The sequence below is a fragment of the Amycolatopsis echigonensis genome, assembly GCF_014174495.1.
GTDB classification, from domain to species: Bacteria; Actinomycetota; Actinomycetes; order Mycobacteriales; family Pseudonocardiaceae; genus Amycolatopsis; species Amycolatopsis echigonensis.
The window spans coordinates 25,361-41,907 of sequence record NZ_JACJHR010000029.1; the positions used below are offsets into that span (position 1 = coordinate 25,361).

Below are 16,547 nucleotides of genomic sequence, written 5' to 3' on the forward strand. Positions count from 1 at the left end.
GTGCGCCCGGCTATACCTCACCGCGAAACGCGGCTCCCCGCCTCGGCCGGCTCGGCGCGCACCGGCCGAGATTCGGTCCGGGCGCCGCCGCCGGACAAGAGGTCCGCGAGCTTACCGATCGCCATCCCGAGCAGCGGAAGCCAGATCGGGCACAGCATCAGCACCAGCAGTGGTCCCATGATCTTGAAAATCTCGAGAAATCCGTGCACAGTCACGCCTTTTCGGTCTCGGCCAGCAGCGTCGCGAGCGTGCGCACCGCACGGTGCTGCAGCGCCCGGATGCTGTTGGGGTTCTTGTTCATCGTTTCGGCGACCTCGGCGACGGACAGTCCGGCGAAAAACCGCAGCCGCACGCACTCGCGCTGCGGTTCGCTGAGGTCGGCCAGGCACCGGCGCAGCGCCGCCGCTTCGATGCGAGCCAGCGCGAGCCGATCGGCACCGCCCCGGATGTCCGGTCCGTCGTGGTCTTTCCCGTCGAGGAGTTCCCGCCGGTAGCGGGCTGATTTGCGGTGGTCGCGCAGCAGGTTGTCGGCGATCGTGTACAGCCACCCGGTGAACGAGCCGACGTCCGGGCGGAAGTCCGGCAGTTTCCGCCACGCGCGCAGGAACGCCTCGCTCGTCAGGTCCTCGGCGACCGTCGCGGTGGGCAGCCGCATCCGCAGGTAGCGGAAGACCGGCGCCGCGTGTTCCTGGTAGAGGACGGCGAACGCGGCCTGGTCGCCGGACCGCGCCCGCCCCAGCAGCTCCGTCTCCACCGGGCCTCAATCCCGCAACCGCAGCGCGGCGACCGGGCACGCGCGCACCGCAGCGTCGACGAACTCCCGCTCTGCCTCCGGCGGGGTCTCGTCGAGGACCTGCACCACGCCGTCGTCCCCGACCTCGAAGAACTGGTCGGCCATCGCCTCGCACATACCGAGGCCTTCACAGGTGCCGTGGTCCGCGACGATCTTCATGCCGCCTCCCGAACCACCGGCACGAAATCGACCTTGTCGCGCACGCCGCAATCGGGGCAGGTCCAGTCGTCCGGGATCTCCGACCAGGGCGTCCCGGCGGCGAAGCCCTCCAGCTCGTTGCCCTCCGCGACGCGGTAGACATAGCCGCAGCCGGGGCACCGCGCGGCGTCCACGTCGTCGGCCAGCTTCGGTCGGTTGTCCAAGGCGGGTTTCTCCGCGGCAGGAGCGATGACCGGGTACTTCTTCAGCAGCGAAGGCAGTTTGCCCGGCTGCACGTTCGCCTGGCGGATATCGCCGTCGAAATGCCGGTAGACCCGCGGATCCATCACCTTCCGGAACCACGCCGGGACCAGCGCGACAACCATCATCCCGGTGTAGCCGGTCGGCAGAACCGGACTTTCCTTGAAGTCGCGCAGAGTCTGGAACCGGCGCGTCGGGTTGGCGTGGTGATCGCTGTGCCGCTGCAGGTGGTACAGCAACACATTCGTCGCGACATTGTTGGAGTTCCAGGAATGCGCCGGAGTGACGCGCTCGTACCGGGTCTTCGCGCCGTTAGAGACCTGCTTGCGCAGCATCCCGTAGTGCTCCAGGTAGTTCACGATCTCCAGCAGCGAGAAGCCGAAAACGGCCTGTACTACCAGATACGGCAGGATCCCGATACCCAGCCAGGCGATCAGCCCGCCCCACAGCACCACGCTCATCAGCCACGCGTTGAGCACGTCGTTGCCGAGGTGGAACGGGTGGCTTCCCTTGCGGGCATAGCGTTTCCGCTCGACGCCCCAGGCGCTGCGCAACGAACCGAGGACCGTCCGCGGCCAGAACCGGTAGAAACTCTCGCCCAGGCGGCTTGACGCCGGGTCCTCCGGAGTGGCAACCCGGACGTGATGCCCGCGGTTGTGTTCGATGTAGAAATGCCCGTAAAAACACTGCGCCAGCGCGATTTTCGCGGCCCAGCGCTCGGTGCTTTCCCGTTTGTGGCCGAGTTCGTGCGCGGTGTTGATCGCGATGCCGGCGACCGTGCCCAGCGTGATCGCGAGGCCGATTTTTCCGCCGACGGAAAGATCGCCGCGCGCGAGCATCCACGCTCCGGCCACGAAACCGGCGTATTGCAACGGGAGGAACAGATAGGTGATCCAGCGGTAGTAGCGGTCCTCCTCCAGCGCCTCCATCACCTCGTCCGGCGGATTGGTGTGGTCGTATCCGGCGACGAGGTCGATGAGCGGCACGAGGACCAGCACGACGAGCGGTCCGAGCCACAGCGCGGCGTCGGATCCGGTCGCGGCGTGCAACCCGATCGCGCCGAACGGCAGCAGCGGCACGACGAGCCCGAGCAGCCACAGCTGCCGCTTCCGGTCGTGCCAGGCAGTCTCGCCGTTCGGCCCGGCGAGGCGGTATTCCTTCATGGCGGCCTCCACGCGGTCTGTCGTTTTCCTCAAGGTAGGAATCCGCCTGTGGCCGGTCACTGTGCGCGAAACCGAAACGACCGGCTGCGTTGGGTCTCGGGCACGAACCGGGCGTACGGTGCTGCCTGTGACGTCGACGGCTGCCGCCACACTGGCCAAGGTCGCGGACTCGGTCCTGGCCGAGCTCGCGCTGCTCCGCGCGCGGATCGTCGAGGAGGTCTCCGCCGAGCTGCCCTCGCTCGCGCCCGACGCGCAGGCCGCTGAGCTGCTGGACAACACGGTCCGGGAGAACCTGGTCGCCGCGCTGGGCGTGCTGGGCGGCTCGACGGAGCCGGTCGACGTCGGGGCGCCGCCGGTCGCGCTGGAGTTCGCGCGGCGGCTGGCCCAGCGCCGGGTGCCGATCACCGCGATGCTGCGCGCGTACCGCCTCGGCCAGGCAGCCTTCCAGCAGGAGATGATCGCCCGGATCGCCGCCGAGCCGGTGGAGGCCGCGGACGTCGCGGTCGCCGCCACCGAGTTGTCGCAGGTCGCCTTCACCTACATCGACAAGATCTCCGAAGAGGTCGTCGAGGCCTACCAGCTGGAACGTGACACCTGGCTGCGCCACCGCAACGCCGCCCGGCTCGCGAAGGTGCAGGCCGCGCTGTCCGGGAAGCCCGTCGACCCCGCCGACGTCGAGAAAACCCTCGGCTACGCGCTGTCGGAGCGGCACGTCGGCGCGGTGCTGTGGTGCGGCCCTGAACTGGACGAAAGCGCCCGCCTGACCACCCTCGAACGGCATGCGGCCCTGCTCGCGAATGCGCTCGGCGCCATTCCGCTGGTCGTGGCCCCGGACGCCTCGACCGTGTGGGCCTGGTTCCCGACCGCGACGCTCGACCTCGACGCGGTGTCCGCCGCGCTCGCCGGCTCACCCGAGCCGGTGCGCGTCGCGTTGGGCGACCCGGCGAGCGGCCTGGCCGGGTTCCGCACCACCCACCAGCAGGCCCGCCAAGCCGAAGCCGTGGCGCAGATGACCGAGCGGACGCGACCGAGACCAGTCACCGCGGCGGCGCAGCTCGGACCGTTGGCGCTGGTCGCGGCAGATCCCTCGGCGGTCGCGGGCTGGGTCCAGTCGGTGCTCGGCGCGCTGGCCGACGACGACGAGGGACACCAGCGGATGCGCGAGACGGTGTGGGCGTACCTGTCCAGCGGGAGCAGCCTGATGGTCGCCGCGCAAGAGCTGCACCTGCACAAGAACACCATCCAGTACCGGCTCCGCAAGGCCGAGCAGGAACGCGGCCGCCCACTGTCCGAGGGACGCATCGACGTCGAGGTCGCGCTGCTGGCCTGCCGGTTGCTGGGCCCGGCGGTGCTCCGGCCGGTGGACTGAGGGTTTTGTGCCGCGGGACCAGTCGCGTCCCGCGGTCCCGTTCCGCAGACCGATGCACGGGTCCGGCCTGGGCGAGAAGACTTCGGGGTCGCCACCGCGCTGACGCCTGTGAGGACAACGATGAACGAAACCCGTGAAGAGACCGACGTCCTCGTGATCGGCTCCGGTTTCGGCGGTTCCGTGAGCGCTTTGCGGCTGTCCGAAAAGGACTATCGCGTCACCGTGCTGGAAGCCGGTCCGCGCCGGACCGAAGAGACACTGCCGAAAACCTCTTGGGACGTCCGGAATTTCCTCTGGGCACCGCGGCTCGGCTGCTACGGAATCCAGCGCATCCACCTGCTCCGCGACGTCGTCATCCTGGGCGGCGCAGGCGTGGGCGGCGGTTCCCTCAACTACGCCAACACCCTGTACGAACCGCCCGCGCCGTTCTTCGAAGACCCACAGTGGGCACACGTAACCGACTGGCAAGCCGAACTGAAACCGCACTACGACCAGGCCCGCCGGATGCTCGGCGTCACCCAAAACCCCACCGTCACCGCCGCCGACCAGGTGCTCCGCGAAGTCGCCGACGACCTGGGCGTTGGCTCATCCTTCCAGCTCACGCCAGTCGGCGTCTTCTTCGGCGACAAGGACACTCCCGCCGGAACCGTCGTCCCAGACCCGTTCTTCGGCGGTGCCGGACCAGCACGCCGAACCTGCACCGAATGCGGGTCCTGCATGACCGGTTGCCGGGTCGGCGCCAAGAACACACTGGACCGCAATTACCTTTACCTGGCCGAAAAACGCGGTGCGAACGTCATCCCGATGACCACAGTGCTCGACGTACGCCCAGCGGACGGCGGTTACCTCGTCACCGCAGTGCGCACCGGAAAGTCACCGCGCCGCCGCAAAAACGTGCGCACCTTCTTCGCCCGCGACGTCATCTTCAGCGCTGGCACCTACAACACGCAGAAACTGCTCCACCGAGCTCGAGAAACCGGCGCGCTGCCCCGAATTTCCGCCAGCCTCGGCCGCCTGACCCGGACGAACTCGGAATCCATCCTCGGCGCGAAATCGAAACGCAAGGACGTCGACTTCACCCGCGGCGTCGCGATCACCTCGTCGATCCACCCGGACGAGCACACGCACATCGAACCGTGCCGCTACGGCAAGGGCAGCAACGCGATGTCGCTGCTGCAAACGGCACTCACCGACGGCGGCAAGCCGGTTCCGCGCTGGCTGACCTGGCTGACCGTGTTCGCCCGGAATCCGCGCAACCTCACCTGGTTCTCGCCGCGCCGCTGGTCCGAACGCACCATCATCCTGCTGGTTATGCAAACCCTTGACAATTCCATCACCGTCACCGGCAAACGCACCCGCACCGGACGGCACAAACTGACCTCCGCCCCCGGCCACGGCGAACCGAACCCCACCTGGATCCCCGCCGGAAACGACGCCGCCCGCCGCGTCGCGGAGAAGATCGACGGCATCGCCGGCGGCACCACCGGAGAGATCCTGAACATCCCGATGACCGCCCATTTCATCGGCGGCTGCGCCATTTCCGACGACCCAGCAGACGGTGTCCTAGACCCCTACCACCGAGTCCACGGCCACCCCGGCCTCCACGTCGTCGACGGTTCAGCGATCTCCGCGAACCTGGGCGTCAACCCGTCCCTGACAATCACCGCCCAAGCCGAACGCGCGATGTCCCCGTGGCCCAACCACGGCGACGCCGACCCCCGGCCACCGCTCGGCGCGCCGTACAAACGCCTCGACCCGGTGCCCCCACGCCACGCTGCGGTCCCGGCTGGTGCTCCCGGCGCTCTGATTTCCTAAGCGCACGACGGGCAGTACGACGCGAGAGATAGCGCGAGCCCCAGAAATTCACCGCCGTATATCGCTCGCGTCGTCCGTCACAGACCCATTGGTCAAACCGGACGGCCGGGAGCCGTTGCTGAATTCTGGGGCCGCAGAGCCGTCGCCGGACGTCATCGCCGGAGCGGGAGCCTTGATCTCAGATGCTCGCTCGTAGCTCTTGCCGACGAAGTAGAACGCGCCGACGGTGGCGGTCAGCGTCGTGAGGCTGGTCAACATGCTGCTCCCGAGCGCTGAGTGGTCAAACGCGTCCTGGACGCTGGTATTGAACATGCAGGCCAGCAAAATGATGTAGGTCAGCACGACGGCCGCGGCGATCGCGTCGCGCAGCTCCCGGTAGAACCAGTAGAAGCCCAAGAAGTTGATCACCGCGACGATCGCCAACGCGCCGCCCAGGCCGCCGAGATGCAGGCTAAAGGCATGGCCGCCGATGTGGTAGGTCGCCGTCGACAACAGACCGAGGGCAATCAGCAGGGAGTCAGACACCCCGATGAACCACAACGTCCGCTGGGTTGCCCGCTCAGTGTTCCGGGTCGCCATGGGGACCTCCGCTGCTTTTCGCCCTCTGCCGAGAAGTCGCGGCCTATTGGTGCGACGTTACGGCTGCGCCGACGCCTGCCGTGGCCATGCTTTCTGCTGGCAATGATGTGAAACGTCGACTGAATTTCGCGGAGGGGCGTGAAATTCGAACGACACGGCCATTTCCAGACGGGCAATGGGATCTCGACACGGTCGGTGATCCCAGGCATCGTGGCAGTGCCGTCCACGGTGCCGCAAGGAGGACCGCGCTAGTCCATAAACGCGTCACGTATCGTCGTCCGGACCTCTTCACACCGTATTTCTGTTCCCCGCAGCATATCGACCAACGGCCGGATTCCGTGCCTAGTCGGCGTGACAAACCGGCATCGGCCACCGTGCTCCGGTATGAATACGATGCTCCGTTGCGCGATTTTGACCTGCCGTATTTCATCCCACCGTCTGCTCCAGAGGTATTCGCTCTTCGACTGACGACCACCGGAAAAGAACCGAGGAACGGCTGCGAGCCAGCGCGGGCTCAGGCCGATTCCGACCCCCGCCCCATCTGCCTCAAGAACGGCGAGCGGGTAGGTGGCGGTGACACCTCCTGACTCCGCGGGCAGACTAGCCCCGCCGCGAGCTCGATAAGCGACATCGTCGTCCATGCTGGTCACCTGAACCTATGGGCAGGAGCCGCCCGCGCGAGCCTCTCCCGGGGAGGGTAGATCCGGTCCGGCCCCGACGCCTAGCTTGTCTGTGCGGTTTCCAAGCCAGCCCGGCAGACAGGCGACGTTCAACCAAGCACACGGTCCGGATGGGATCGGTGTAACTCAAGCGCCTCAACCAGCGCAAACAAGATAATGAAAACGAGCAGGCTGTCATGAGCGGAGCGCCTCCCGCTCCCCGCCTTGGAGTGCCCCCGACGGGGTTCGAACCCGCACTGCGTCGATTTTAAGTCGACTGCCTCTGCCAATTGGGCTACGGGGGCCCACCCACCCTAGCGAACCCGCCCCAGCACACGACAAAGCCGGGCCACCCCACGACGGCCCGGCTTCGTCAAGCGCAGGAGAACTCAGCCCTTGCTAGCGCGGTTGAACTCTTCCTTCGGGTTGTTGATCTGGCCCAGCGAGATGACCTCACGCCGGAACAGCCCGCCGAGCATCCAGTCGAACAGGATGCGGATCTTGCGGTTCCACGTCGGCATCGCCTTGAGGTGGTACGCGCGGTGGAAGAGCCACGCCGGGAAGCCCTTGATCTTCAGGTTCAGCGCGTCCGCCACGCCCTTGTGCAGGCCGAGGCTCGCGACCGCGCCCAGGTTCTTGTGGTAGTAGTCCTTCGGCTGTCCGCCGCGGATCACCTTGATGATGTTCTTCGCCAGCAGGCGGGCCTGGCGGACCGCGTGCTGGGCGTTCGGCGGGCAGGTCGCCGTCGGGTCCTGTTCGGTGCGCGAGAGGTCCGGGATGGCCGCGTTGTCGCCCGCGGTCCAGACGTCCGGGTGGCCGACTACCTGCATCGCGGCGGTGGCCTCGACGCGGCCGCGCTTGTCGAGCGGCAGGTCCGAGCTGGCGAGGACCGGGTTGGCCTTCACGCCGGCGGTCCAGATGATCGTGTCGGTGTCGAACTCGGTGCCGTCCGAGAGCACCACGTGGCCGTTCTCGAACGACTTCGCCGCGGTCGACAGGTAGACCTCGATGCCGCGCTTCTCCAGCTGCTGCACCGTGTACACGCCCAGCGTCTCGCGCACCTCGGGCAGGATCCGCCCGGCCGCCTCAACCATCACCCAGCGGATGTCCGCCGGCTTGATGTTCGGGTAGTAGTTCTCGACCGCGAAGCGGGTCATGTCCTCGAGCTCGGCCAGCGCCTCGATGCCCGCGAACCCGCCACCGACCACGGTGAACGTGAGCAGGCGCTTGCGCAGCTCGGGGTCGAGCGTGCTGGCCGCCTCGTCCAGCTTGGTCATGATGTGGTTGCGCAGGTAGATCGCTTCGCCGATGGTCTTGAAGGCGATGCCCTCCTCGGCGAGGCCGGGGATCGGCAGGATCCGCGCGACGGCACCGAGCGCGACCACGAGCACGTCGTAGTTCAGCGTCTCGATGTGGCCGTCGGCGGCCTCGACCGTGACGGACTTGCGCTCGTTCTCGATCTTCGTGACCCGCGCGGTCAGCACGTGGCAGCGCTTCAGCACGCGGCGCAGCGGCACGACCACGTGCCGCGGCTCGATCGCGCCGGCCGCCGCCTCGGGCAGGAACGGGGCATAGGTCATGTGCGGCTGCGGGTCAACGACGGTCACGGAGGCCTCGTTGGCGCGCAGCATCTTCTGAAGCCCGTACGCGGTGTACAGGCCGACGTATCCACCACCGAGGACGAGGATCCGAGTCGGTTCCGACTTCGCAGCAGCCATGTACCTATAGTCGCACTTCGCGAGCGGCTCCGCTCGGGTACCCCACCCCGCTGTGACCAGCATCGCCACGCAGGTTGTCACGATTCAGATGAGCCCGGCCGCCGAGGCCGCGGCGGTGAATGCGCTCACCACCATGGGCTGCGTCACACGGCCGGTCTGGACATTGCGCGGCGACACGTGGTAGCAGCCGAAAACCGCGAGGTCGCCGAACTGCATCCGGGCCCCGTGCGCGAAGGCCGGACGCGGTTTCGGCACCGGCCAGCCCGCGGCGGACAGCACCGGCAGCAGCGCCTGCCAGCCGAACGCGCCGAGCACGACGATCGCGCGCAGGGTCGGCCGCAGCAGGTCCAGTTCCTCGGCCAGCCAGTGCCGGCAGGTGTCCCGCTCGGCGGGGGTCGGCCGGTTCTCCGGCGGCGCGCAGCGGACCGGCGAGACGAGCCGGGTGCCGCGCAGCGTGAGGCCGTCGCCGATGGCCGCGGAGACCGGCTGGGACGCGAGACCGACCTCGTACAGCACACGGAAAAGGAAGTCGCCCGACGGATCGCCGGTGAACATCCGTCCGGTGCGGTTGGCCCCGTGCGCGGACGGCGCGAGCCCGACGACCGCCAGCGCGGCGTCCTCCGCGCCGAAGCCGGGCACCGGCCGCGCCCAATACCGCTCCCCGGCGAACGCGGCCTTGGTCCCGGCCACGCTCTCGCGCCACTCGACCAGCCGAGGGCATGCGCGGCATTCGACCAGGGAAGCGTCGAGGTCGGCGAACGTGCGCATTGCGCCAATCTAACCGGGTCACGAGATAGGTTGGGGCCATGGCCGACACCACCGCGGACGAGACCGCCGAGAAGACCAAAGACGAGGAGACCAAGGCGGCGGAGCCCGTCGACGACCTCGTCACGACGCAGCACACGCTCACCGTCAAGCGGCGCAAGCTCGCCTACACCGCCCAGACCGGCCGGATCGTGCTCCGCCAGGAGGTCAAGAAGGACGGCAAGTCCGAGGGCCTCCAGGCCAAGGCCGAGGTTTTCCTCACCGCCTACACCCTCGACGACGCGGACCCCGGCACGCGACCGGTCACCTTCGCCTTCAACGGCGGCCCCGGTTCCTCCAGCATCTGGCTGCACATGGGCCTGCTCGGGCCGCGCCGGGTGCTGTCCGGCGACGTCAACGACCCGGTGCCGCCGCCGTACGGGCTCGAGGACAACCCGGAAAGCCTGCTGGCGCACAGCGACCTGGTGTTCATCGACCCGGTCCAGACCGGGTACTCGCGGGTGACCGAGGGCGGCGAATCCCAGCCGTACACCGGGTTCCAGGGCGACATCGAATCGATCGCGGAGATCATCCGGCTGTGGGTTTCGCGCAACCAGCGCTGGCTGTCGCCGAAGTTCCTGGCCGGCGAGTCGTACGGCACGCTGCGCGCGGCCGCGCTGGCCGGGCACCTGCAGGAGCGCTACGGCCTGTACCTCAACGGCTTGATGCTCATCTCGTCCGTCCTGGACCTCGGCACGCTGCGGTTCCACGAGGGCAACGACCTGCCGTACTCGCTGTTCCTGCCCACGTACGCGGCGATCGCGCACTACCACGGTCTCCACGGCGACCGTCCGCTCGACGACGTGCTCGCCGACGCCGAGGACTTCGCCTCGAAGGAGCTGCCGTGGGCGCTTTCCCGCGGCGCCCGCCTGTCCACACAGGACCGTACTGAGGCAGTACAGACGCTCGCGTCGCTCACCGGGCTCAGCGAGTCCTATGTGGACCGGGTGAACCTGCGGATCGAGCACATCCGGTTCTTCACCGAACTGCTGCGTGACCAGGGCAAGGCCGTCGGCCGGATGGACGGCCGGTTCACCACGTGGGAACCGGACGGCGGCGTCGAGCACATGAGCGACGACCCGTCGGTGTCGCGGATCATCGGCGCTTACTCGGCCGGGTTCAACCACTACGTGCGCGCCGAACTCGGGTACGAGAACGACCTGCCGTACGAGATCCTGTCCACCGAGGTGTTCAAGGCCTGGTCCTACAAGGAGTTCGAGGGCCGCTCGGTGTCCGTTGTGGACACTCTGAGCGCGGCGATGCGGGCCAACCCGCACCTGCAGGTCCACGTCGCCTTCGGGCATTACGACGGTGCGACGGCGTACTACGCGTCCGAGTACGTGCTCTCGCAGCTGAAGATTCCGGAGGAGCTGCGGGAAAACATCGACACGGCGTACTACCCGGCCGGGCACATGATGTACGTGCACGAACCGTCGCGGGTGCAGCAGTCGAAGGATCTGGGCAAGTTCGTGAAGAAGGCATCCAACCGCTGACCTCGTGAGTGCCTATCGCGGTTAGAACCGCGATAGGCACTCACAACCAGCCGCGCGCTCAGCCCAGGAACTCCGAACCCCGCGTCACCGCGGAATAAGCGTCCACCGAACCGTGTCCGTAGAACCCGTTGAACGACGCGTCACCCACGCAAGTCGCCGTGAACGAAGCGTCCCGGCCCTGCTTCAGGTAATCGACCGTCCGCGGCACCGGGCACGCGATCGGCGCCGCCGTGCCTTCCAGCACTCGCTGCACCGCGTCCGGATCCATCGAAATCGAATGCCCGGTCTTCTTGCCGTACTGGGAAACGATCAGCGCCGCGACACCGGTCGCATGCGGAGTGGCCATCGAAGTCCCCTGCAGCCACTGGTAATAGCCGACCCGGCCGTCCGCCGCCGTAGCCTTCTGGATGCCGAGCGCGACGCCAGCCGGGGTCAGATTGCCCGCCGCGTCGATGTTTCCTTCCGCGACACCGACATTGCGCGGATACGCGGACAGGATCTCGTTCTCCACCGTCCGATACCAAGGCGTGCCGTAACCGTCCCGGAAGTACCCGCCAGGCGCGGAAACGGAGATCTGCTCGGTGCCGTAATTGGAGTAGTCCGCCTTCGCCTGCGTCGGGCCGAACGAGCCGACCCCGATGGTGTGCGGGCCTTCGACCGGCAGCGAGAAGCACGAGGAATTGTCGATCTTGCGCGGATGCGTCCCGTTCGCCGGATAGTCCGGGCTCGTGACGTCGTCGTGCGGCGCGGCCAGGTCGTCGTGCTGGTTGCCGAGCGCGACCACCATCGTCACGCCCTTGCGGTGCGCGTAGTTCAACGCCCGCGTGGTCGCTTCGATGATCGTCCGCTGTTCTGCTTGCTCCGCCGCTGAATCCGCCGGGTTCGAACGGCAGTTGTAGAGCCACGGGTCCACGTAGAAGCTCATGTTGACGACGTCGATTCCCGCGTCGCCGGAATAGGTCAGCGCGTCGACCGTCGGCTGCAGGAAGAAGTATCCGGAATCCTGTCCGGCACGAACGTTCACCACCGTCACGTTCGGGGCCACCCCGGACACGCCGAAACCGTTGGCAGCCGCGGCGATCGTACCGGCGACGTGCGTGCCGTGGCCGTTGTCGTCGTGGTCCACCGGGTCGACGCAGCCGCGGAATTCGCACGGGCCGTCGACCACGGTGCCGTTGACGTCCGCGACGATGTCCTTGGTGAAATTGCGCGAATCGGCTTTGTCGAAGTTCGGCGCGATGTCCGGGTGGCTTCCGTCGACGCCGGTGTCGATGATGCCGACCTTCACCCGCTTGTCGCCCGCCTGCTTCGTGCGCGCCAGCTCGGAGCGGGTCGACTTGAGCCCCCAGAGCTGGTCGTCCAGCGGGTCGGCGCCAGCCGCCTTGTTCGCCGCGGCCTTGCGCGACACGCTGCCGCGGCCTTCCTTCTCGACCGCGTCCGGCTTCTCCTTCTTGCCCGCCTTCGGCGCGCTGCCGATCGCTTTCGCCTTCGCCGCCCCGAATACCGCACGGTTGGCCGAAACCCGCTCAGCGAAGCCAGAAGCGGGCGCGGTGGCGGTGATGAGCCCGACCGCGGTGTTGGTCGCGACGATCGTGCCGCCTGCGTCGCGCACGGCCTGCTGCGCCGCGGCGATACTCTGGCTGTCCCGCGCCAGGACGCTGAATTCCGTTGCCGGCCCGGCCGGTTGGGCCGACGCCGCCGGGACGGCGACGCCGGACACCGCACCGAACAATGGCACCGCGAGCGCCACCGCGAGCAATCTTGGTCTCTTCACGAGTCCTCCTCAGGAAAACCGATAATGCAACGTACATAACGGACACCGCACACGGCAATCGGCAAACCGGAGGAATCGCTCGTTACGGAACCACGGACTTCACCTCGGCGAAGTGACAAGCCGACAGATGCCCGTCCGTCCGCGGTTCCAGCTTCGGCACCTCGGTCGCGCAGATGTCCGCGGCCTTCCAGCACCGAGTCCGAAACCGGCAGCCCGACGGGGGATCGATCGGGCTCGGCACGTCGCCCTCCAGCCGGATCACCTGCCGCTGCCCGCGCACCGCCGGATCCGCCACCGGGACCGCGGACAGCAGCGCCTGGGTGTACGGATGAGACGGTCGCTCGTAAATCTCGTCCTCAGTGCCGATTTCGACGATCTTGCCCAGGTACATCACCGCGACCCGGGTGGACAGATGCCGCACCACCGACAGGTCGTGCGCGATGAACACATAGGACAGTCCGAACTCGCCTTGCAGCTCCCCGAGCAGGTTCATCACCTGAGCCTGGATCGACACGTCCAAAGCGGACACCGGCTCGTCGCAGATGATCACTTTGGGCCGCAGCGCCAGCGCCCGGGCGATGCCGATGCGCTGCCGCTGCCCGCCGGAGAACTGGTGCGGGTACCGGTTCACGTGCTCGGGATTGAGCCCGACCACCTCCAGCAGTTCCTGCACCTTCTTCGCCCGTGAACCCTTCGGCGCGACCTCGGTGTGGATCTCGAACGGCTCGCCGACGATGTCGCCGACGGTCATCCGCGGATTCAGCGAGGTGTACGGATCCTGCAAGACGATCTGGATTTCCCGGCGCATTCGCCGCAGTTCCGCGCCGCGCAGCTGGAACAAATCGCGGCCCTGGAACGTCGCGCTGCCGCTGGTCGGCTCCTCCAGGCGCATCAGCACCTGGGCGAGCGTCGACTTGCCGCAGCCGGATTCCCCGACCACGCCGAGCGTTTCGCCCGGCTGCAGGTCGAAGGACACGCCGTCGACGGCCTTCACCTGCCCGATCGTCCGTTTGAACAACACGCCGGTGCGCACCGGGAAGTGCTTGACCAGCTCGCGCACGCTGAGAATCGGCTCACCCACGGCTCTCCACCACCTCCTCGGCGAAGTGACACGCACTGACCCGGCCGAACCCGAGCGCGTGCGAGGACGGCCGCTCGTCGCGGCACCGTTGCTCGGCCCGCTTGCAGCGCGGGTGGAAGGGGCATCCCGGTGGAATGTCGAGCAGGCTCGGCGGCAGGCCCTTGATGGTCTCCAGCGTCTGTCCTTTGAGGTCCAGCCGGGGCAGCGAATCCATCAGCGCGGCGGTGTAGGGATGGCCCGGCGAGCTGAACAATTCCCGCACGTCGGCCTGCTCCACGATCCGTCCCGCATACATCACCGCGATCCGGTCCGCGACCTCCGCGACCACCCCGAGGTCGTGCGTGATGAGGACCAGCCCCATCCGCCGTTCCCGCTGGATGTCCGCGAGCAGGTCCATGATCTGCGCCTGCACGGTCACGTCCAAAGCGGTCGTCGGCTCGTCCGCGATGAGCAGATCCGGGTCGAGCGCCAGGGACATCGCGATCATCGCGCGCTGCCGCATTCCGCCGGAGAACTGGTGCGGATAGTCCTTCACCCGTCGTTCCGCCGCAGGGATGCGCACCAGGTCGAGCAGTTCGATCGCCCGCTTGCGCGCATCCTTTTTGGACATTCCCAGCCGGACGCGCAGTTGCTCCTCGATCTGGAACCCGACCGTGAACACTGGATTCAGCGCCGAAAGCGCGTCCTGGAAGATCATCGCGATCTCCGCTCCACGCACCTGACGCCGTCGGTCCGCCGACGCGGTCAGCAGATCCTCGCCGCGATAACGGATCGAGCCACCGGTAATCACCCCTGGCGGAGTGTCGAGAATCCCCATGATGGTCTGCGCGGTGACACTCTTGCCGGAGCCCGATTCGCCGAGCACAGCCAGGGTTTCCCCCGCGTGCACCGAATACCCGACGCCGTTGAGCACGCTGGCCACGCCGTCGGAAGTGCGGAACTCCACGTGCAGGTCTTCGACCTCGAGCAGCAGCTCGTGCTCCGCCGTCGGACCAGGTGAACTGGACACTGTGGACATTGCGGCTACCTCGACTTCGGGTCGAGCGCGTCGCGGATACCGTCGCCGAGCATCACGAACGCGAGCACGGTGATGGTGACGAACGCACCGGGGAACAGGAGCATGTGCGGGACCGCGCGGAAGTAGTCGCGCGCGTCGCTGATCATGACGCCCCACGACACCACCGGCGGCCGGACGCCGATGCCGAGGTACGCCAGCGTCGCCTCGGCGCCGATGGCCGCGCCGAGCGCGATCGTGGCGTACACGAGCACCGGCGCGAGCGTGTTCGGCAGCAGGTGCCGGAACACGATCCGCGGCGTGCTCGCGCCGAGCGCGCGGGCCGCCTTCACGTAGTCCAGCTGCTTGGCCACCAGCGTCGCGGACCGCATGATGCGCATCGCCACCGGCCAGGTCAGCACCGCGATCGAACACACCACCTGCACGATGATGGTGACCTGCCCGGGATTCGTGCCCGGCGCGTTGAACGTGGTGAGGATGACGATCGCGCCGAGCACGAACGGCAGCCCGGCGAAGATGTCGCCGAGCCGCGACAGCAGGCTGTCGACGATCCGGCCGTAGTAGCCCGCGACGATGCCGATCAACGATCCGAAAAGGACAGTCAGCAGGGTCGCGAAAACGCCGACCAGCAACGAAGCCCTGGCCCCGTAGATGGTCCGCGCGTAGACGTCGTAGCCCTGGTTGTCGTAGCCGAACCAGGCGTCCGCCGACGGGCCTTCGTTGGCGTGGGTCAGATCGCTGTACCCGGCGGGACGGTGCGAGAACAGTCCTGGCGCGATCGCGATCAGCACGATCAGCAGGATGATCAACGCGGAGATCACGAACGTCGGCTTGCGGCGCAGCTGCCGCCACGCGTCGCCCCAGAGACTGCGCGGCTTCTTCGGGCCGGCGTCGGCCGAGCTGTCCACATGCGACAGCTGTGCCGCGTCGGCTCCTCCGCCGCCGACGAGATTCGGGTCAGTCATAACGGATCCTCGGGTCGAGAACGGCGTAGAGCAGGTCCACGATCAGGCTCATCAGCAGGTACACCAGCACCAGCAGCACGACGACGCCGACGACAGTCGCGCTTTCGCGGTTCTGGAGGCCGCGGAAGATCAGCCCGCCGAGACCGTTGATGTTGAACACGCCCTCGGTCACGATCGCGCCGCCCATCAGGGCGCCGAGGTCGGTGCCGAGGAAGGTCAGCACCGGGATCACCGAGTTGCGCAGCAGGTGGATGCCGATGACGCGGCTGTTGGGCTGTCCCTTGGCGATGGCGGTGCGGATGTAGTCGGCGTGCCGGTTCTCCGCGATCGACGTTCTCGTCAACCTCGCCACATAAGCCATCGACAGGCTGCCGAGCGCGATGCCGGGCACGATCAGCTCGCCGAAGCTCGGATCGTCCGAGACGCTGGCGTCGATGATGCCCAGGTTCACGCCGAGCACGATCTGCAGCACGATCGCGGTGACGAACACCGGCAGCGAGATCAGGAACGTGGTCGAGACCAGCACCAGGTTGTCGAGGAAACCCTTGCCGCGCAAGCCGGTCAGCACCCCGGCGGTCAGGCCGATGACCGCCTCGATGAGCACCGCGACGAGCGCGAGGCGCAGCGTGATCGGATACGAGGTGGCGATCATCTCGCCGACCGAGGAGCCGTTGAACGTCTCGCCCCAGTCGCCGCTGAACAGGCTCCCGAGGTATTTGAAGTACTGGACGAACAGGTTGTCGTTGAGGTGGAACTTCTCGGTCATCAGGTCGATATAGGCCTGCGGACAGGCTTGCTGCCCGCATTTGCCGGAGAACGGGTCCCCGGGCACGGCCCACACCAGTGCGTAGATCAGGAAGGTGGTGCCGAAGAACACCGGGATCAACTGGAGCAGGCGACGCAGGACGTAACGAATCATG

The 16,547-nt window shown here is 67.5% G+C and carries 15 protein-coding genes and 1 tRNA gene; 3 read left to right on the forward strand and 13 right to left on the reverse strand.

The annotated features are described in order from the left end of the window. Positions 1-17: 17 nt before the first annotated feature. Genes H5411_RS20920 through H5411_RS20935 form a run of 4 tightly spaced genes read right to left on the reverse strand, consistent with a single transcriptional unit; the run spans position 18 to position 2,355 of the window. Entirely contained in the window at positions 18-179 is a 162-nt protein-coding gene (locus H5411_RS20920; RefSeq protein ID WP_158242499.1) for a hypothetical protein, read from the reverse strand. Between the two features lie 32 nt (positions 180-211). Further along, on the reverse strand, positions 212-754 hold the full coding sequence (locus H5411_RS20925) for an RNA polymerase sigma factor (protein WP_101437678.1): 543 nt from the start codon (positions 752-754) through the stop codon (positions 212-214). A 6-nt stretch (positions 755-760) separates the two neighbouring features. Beyond that, complete coding sequence (locus H5411_RS20930; protein WP_183124756.1) at positions 761-952, reverse strand: ferredoxin; 192 nt, start codon at positions 950-952, stop codon at positions 761-763. Next, a complete protein-coding gene (locus H5411_RS20935) occupies positions 949-2,355 on the reverse strand; it encodes a fatty acid desaturase (protein WP_183124757.1) in 1,407 nt (468 codons plus the stop codon). The genes H5411_RS20930 and H5411_RS20935 overlap by 4 nt, the downstream gene beginning before the upstream one ends. Before the next feature lie 127 nt (positions 2,356-2,482). Here H5411_RS20935 and H5411_RS20940 point away from each other — a divergent pair, with 127 nt between their 5' ends. Both H5411_RS20940 and H5411_RS20945 read left to right on the forward strand, forming a co-directional pair. After that, positions 2,483-3,724, forward strand: a complete 1,242-nt coding sequence (locus H5411_RS20940; protein ID WP_312878493.1) for a PucR family transcriptional regulator — start codon at positions 2,483-2,485, stop codon at positions 3,722-3,724. A 120-nt stretch (positions 3,725-3,844) separates the two neighbouring features. Beyond that, positions 3,845-5,539 (forward strand): GMC oxidoreductase, encoded by a 1,695-nt coding sequence (locus tag H5411_RS20945; protein ID WP_183124759.1) that lies wholly within the window; start codon positions 3,845-3,847, stop codon positions 5,537-5,539. A 48-nt stretch (positions 5,540-5,587) separates the two neighbouring features. Here H5411_RS20945 and H5411_RS20950 read toward each other — a convergent pair whose 3' ends face one another. From H5411_RS20950 to H5411_RS20965, 4 genes are all read right to left on the reverse strand, one after another. Then, positions 5,588-6,118, reverse strand: coding sequence for a hypothetical protein (locus tag H5411_RS20950; RefSeq protein ID WP_101437674.1), 531 nt, complete (start codon positions 6,116-6,118; stop codon positions 5,588-5,590). 890 nt (positions 6,119-7,008) lie between these two features. Then, positions 7,009-7,082 (reverse strand) — tRNA-Leu (locus tag H5411_RS20955). Between the two features lie 84 nt (positions 7,083-7,166). Continuing rightward, positions 7,167-8,495 (reverse strand): NAD(P)/FAD-dependent oxidoreductase, encoded by a 1,329-nt coding sequence (locus H5411_RS20960; RefSeq protein WP_037715647.1) that lies wholly within the window; start codon positions 8,493-8,495, stop codon positions 7,167-7,169. Between the two features lie 84 nt (positions 8,496-8,579). After that, on the reverse strand, positions 8,580-9,263 hold the full coding sequence (locus H5411_RS20965) for a uracil-DNA glycosylase (RefSeq protein ID WP_183124760.1): 684 nt from the start codon (positions 9,261-9,263) through the stop codon (positions 8,580-8,582). A gap of 38 nt (positions 9,264-9,301) precedes the next feature. Here H5411_RS20965 and H5411_RS20970 point away from each other — a divergent pair, with 38 nt between their 5' ends. Then, positions 9,302-10,792, forward strand: a complete 1,491-nt coding sequence (locus H5411_RS20970) for a S10 family peptidase (RefSeq protein WP_183124761.1) — start codon at positions 9,302-9,304, stop codon at positions 10,790-10,792. Between the two features lie 58 nt (positions 10,793-10,850). On the opposite strand, the gene H5411_RS20975 is transcribed toward H5411_RS20970, so the two are convergent. The 5 genes from H5411_RS20975 to H5411_RS20995 all read right to left on the reverse strand — a co-directional run bounded on the left by H5411_RS20975 (position 10,851) and on the right by H5411_RS20995 (position 16,546). Beyond that, positions 10,851-12,566, reverse strand: coding sequence for a S8 family serine peptidase (locus H5411_RS20975; protein WP_183124762.1), 1,716 nt, complete (start codon positions 12,564-12,566; stop codon positions 10,851-10,853). An 82-nt stretch (positions 12,567-12,648) separates the two neighbouring features. Continuing rightward, positions 12,649-13,647: an ABC transporter ATP-binding protein gene (locus H5411_RS20980; RefSeq protein ID WP_183124763.1), complete on the reverse strand. Its 999-nt coding sequence runs from the start codon at positions 13,645-13,647 to the stop codon at positions 12,649-12,651. Further along, positions 13,640-14,665 (reverse strand): ABC transporter ATP-binding protein, encoded by a 1,026-nt coding sequence (locus tag H5411_RS20985; protein ID WP_183124764.1) that lies wholly within the window; start codon positions 14,663-14,665, stop codon positions 13,640-13,642. Before H5411_RS20985 ends, H5411_RS20980 begins: the two co-directional genes overlap by 8 nt. 5 nt (positions 14,666-14,670) lie before the next feature. Beyond that, positions 14,671-15,627: an ABC transporter permease gene (locus tag H5411_RS20990; protein WP_183124765.1), complete on the reverse strand. Its 957-nt coding sequence runs from the start codon at positions 15,625-15,627 to the stop codon at positions 14,671-14,673. Further along, positions 15,620-16,546 carry an ABC transporter permease gene (locus tag H5411_RS20995; protein ID WP_101437667.1) on the reverse strand — a complete coding sequence of 309 codons (927 nt, stop codon included), beginning with the start codon at positions 16,544-16,546 and terminating at the stop codon, positions 15,620-15,622. The genes H5411_RS20990 and H5411_RS20995 overlap by 8 nt, the downstream gene beginning before the upstream one ends. Position 16,547 lies beyond the last annotated feature (1 nt).

What these genes read in the sequence shown, in the direction of transcription:
- H5411_RS20965 (WP_183124760.1), bottom strand. Translation starts at nt 9,263, where the DNA reads ATGCGCACGTTCGCCGACCTCGACGCTTCCCTGGTCGAATGCCGCGCA.
- H5411_RS20960 (WP_037715647.1), bottom strand. Translation starts at nt 8,495, where the DNA reads ATGGCTGCTGCGAAGTCGGAACCGACTCGGATCCTCGTCCTCGGTGGT.
- H5411_RS20930 (WP_183124756.1), bottom strand. Translation starts at nt 952, where the DNA reads ATGAAGATCGTCGCGGACCACGGCACCTGTGAAGGCCTCGGTATGTGC.
- H5411_RS20995 (WP_101437667.1), bottom strand. Translation starts at nt 16,546, where the DNA reads ATGATTCGTTACGTCCTGCGTCGCCTGCTCCAGTTGATCCCGGTGTTC.
- H5411_RS20970 (WP_183124761.1), top strand. Translation starts at nt 9,302, where the DNA reads ATGGCCGACACCACCGCGGACGAGACCGCCGAGAAGACCAAAGACGAG.
- H5411_RS20985 (WP_183124764.1), bottom strand. Translation starts at nt 14,665, where the DNA reads ATGTCCACAGTGTCCAGTTCACCTGGTCCGACGGCGGAGCACGAGCTG.
- H5411_RS20920 (WP_158242499.1), bottom strand. Translation starts at nt 179, where the DNA reads ATGGGACCACTGCTGGTGCTGATGCTGTGCCCGATCTGGCTTCCGCTG.
- H5411_RS20990 (WP_183124765.1), bottom strand. Translation starts at nt 15,627, where the DNA reads ATGACTGACCCGAATCTCGTCGGCGGCGGAGGAGCCGACGCGGCACAG.
- H5411_RS20945 (WP_183124759.1), top strand. Translation starts at nt 3,845, where the DNA reads ATGAACGAAACCCGTGAAGAGACCGACGTCCTCGTGATCGGCTCCGGT.
- H5411_RS20950 (WP_101437674.1), bottom strand. Translation starts at nt 6,118, where the DNA reads ATGGCGACCCGGAACACTGAGCGGGCAACCCAGCGGACGTTGTGGTTC.
- H5411_RS20935 (WP_183124757.1), bottom strand. Translation starts at nt 2,355, where the DNA reads ATGAAGGAATACCGCCTCGCCGGGCCGAACGGCGAGACTGCCTGGCAC.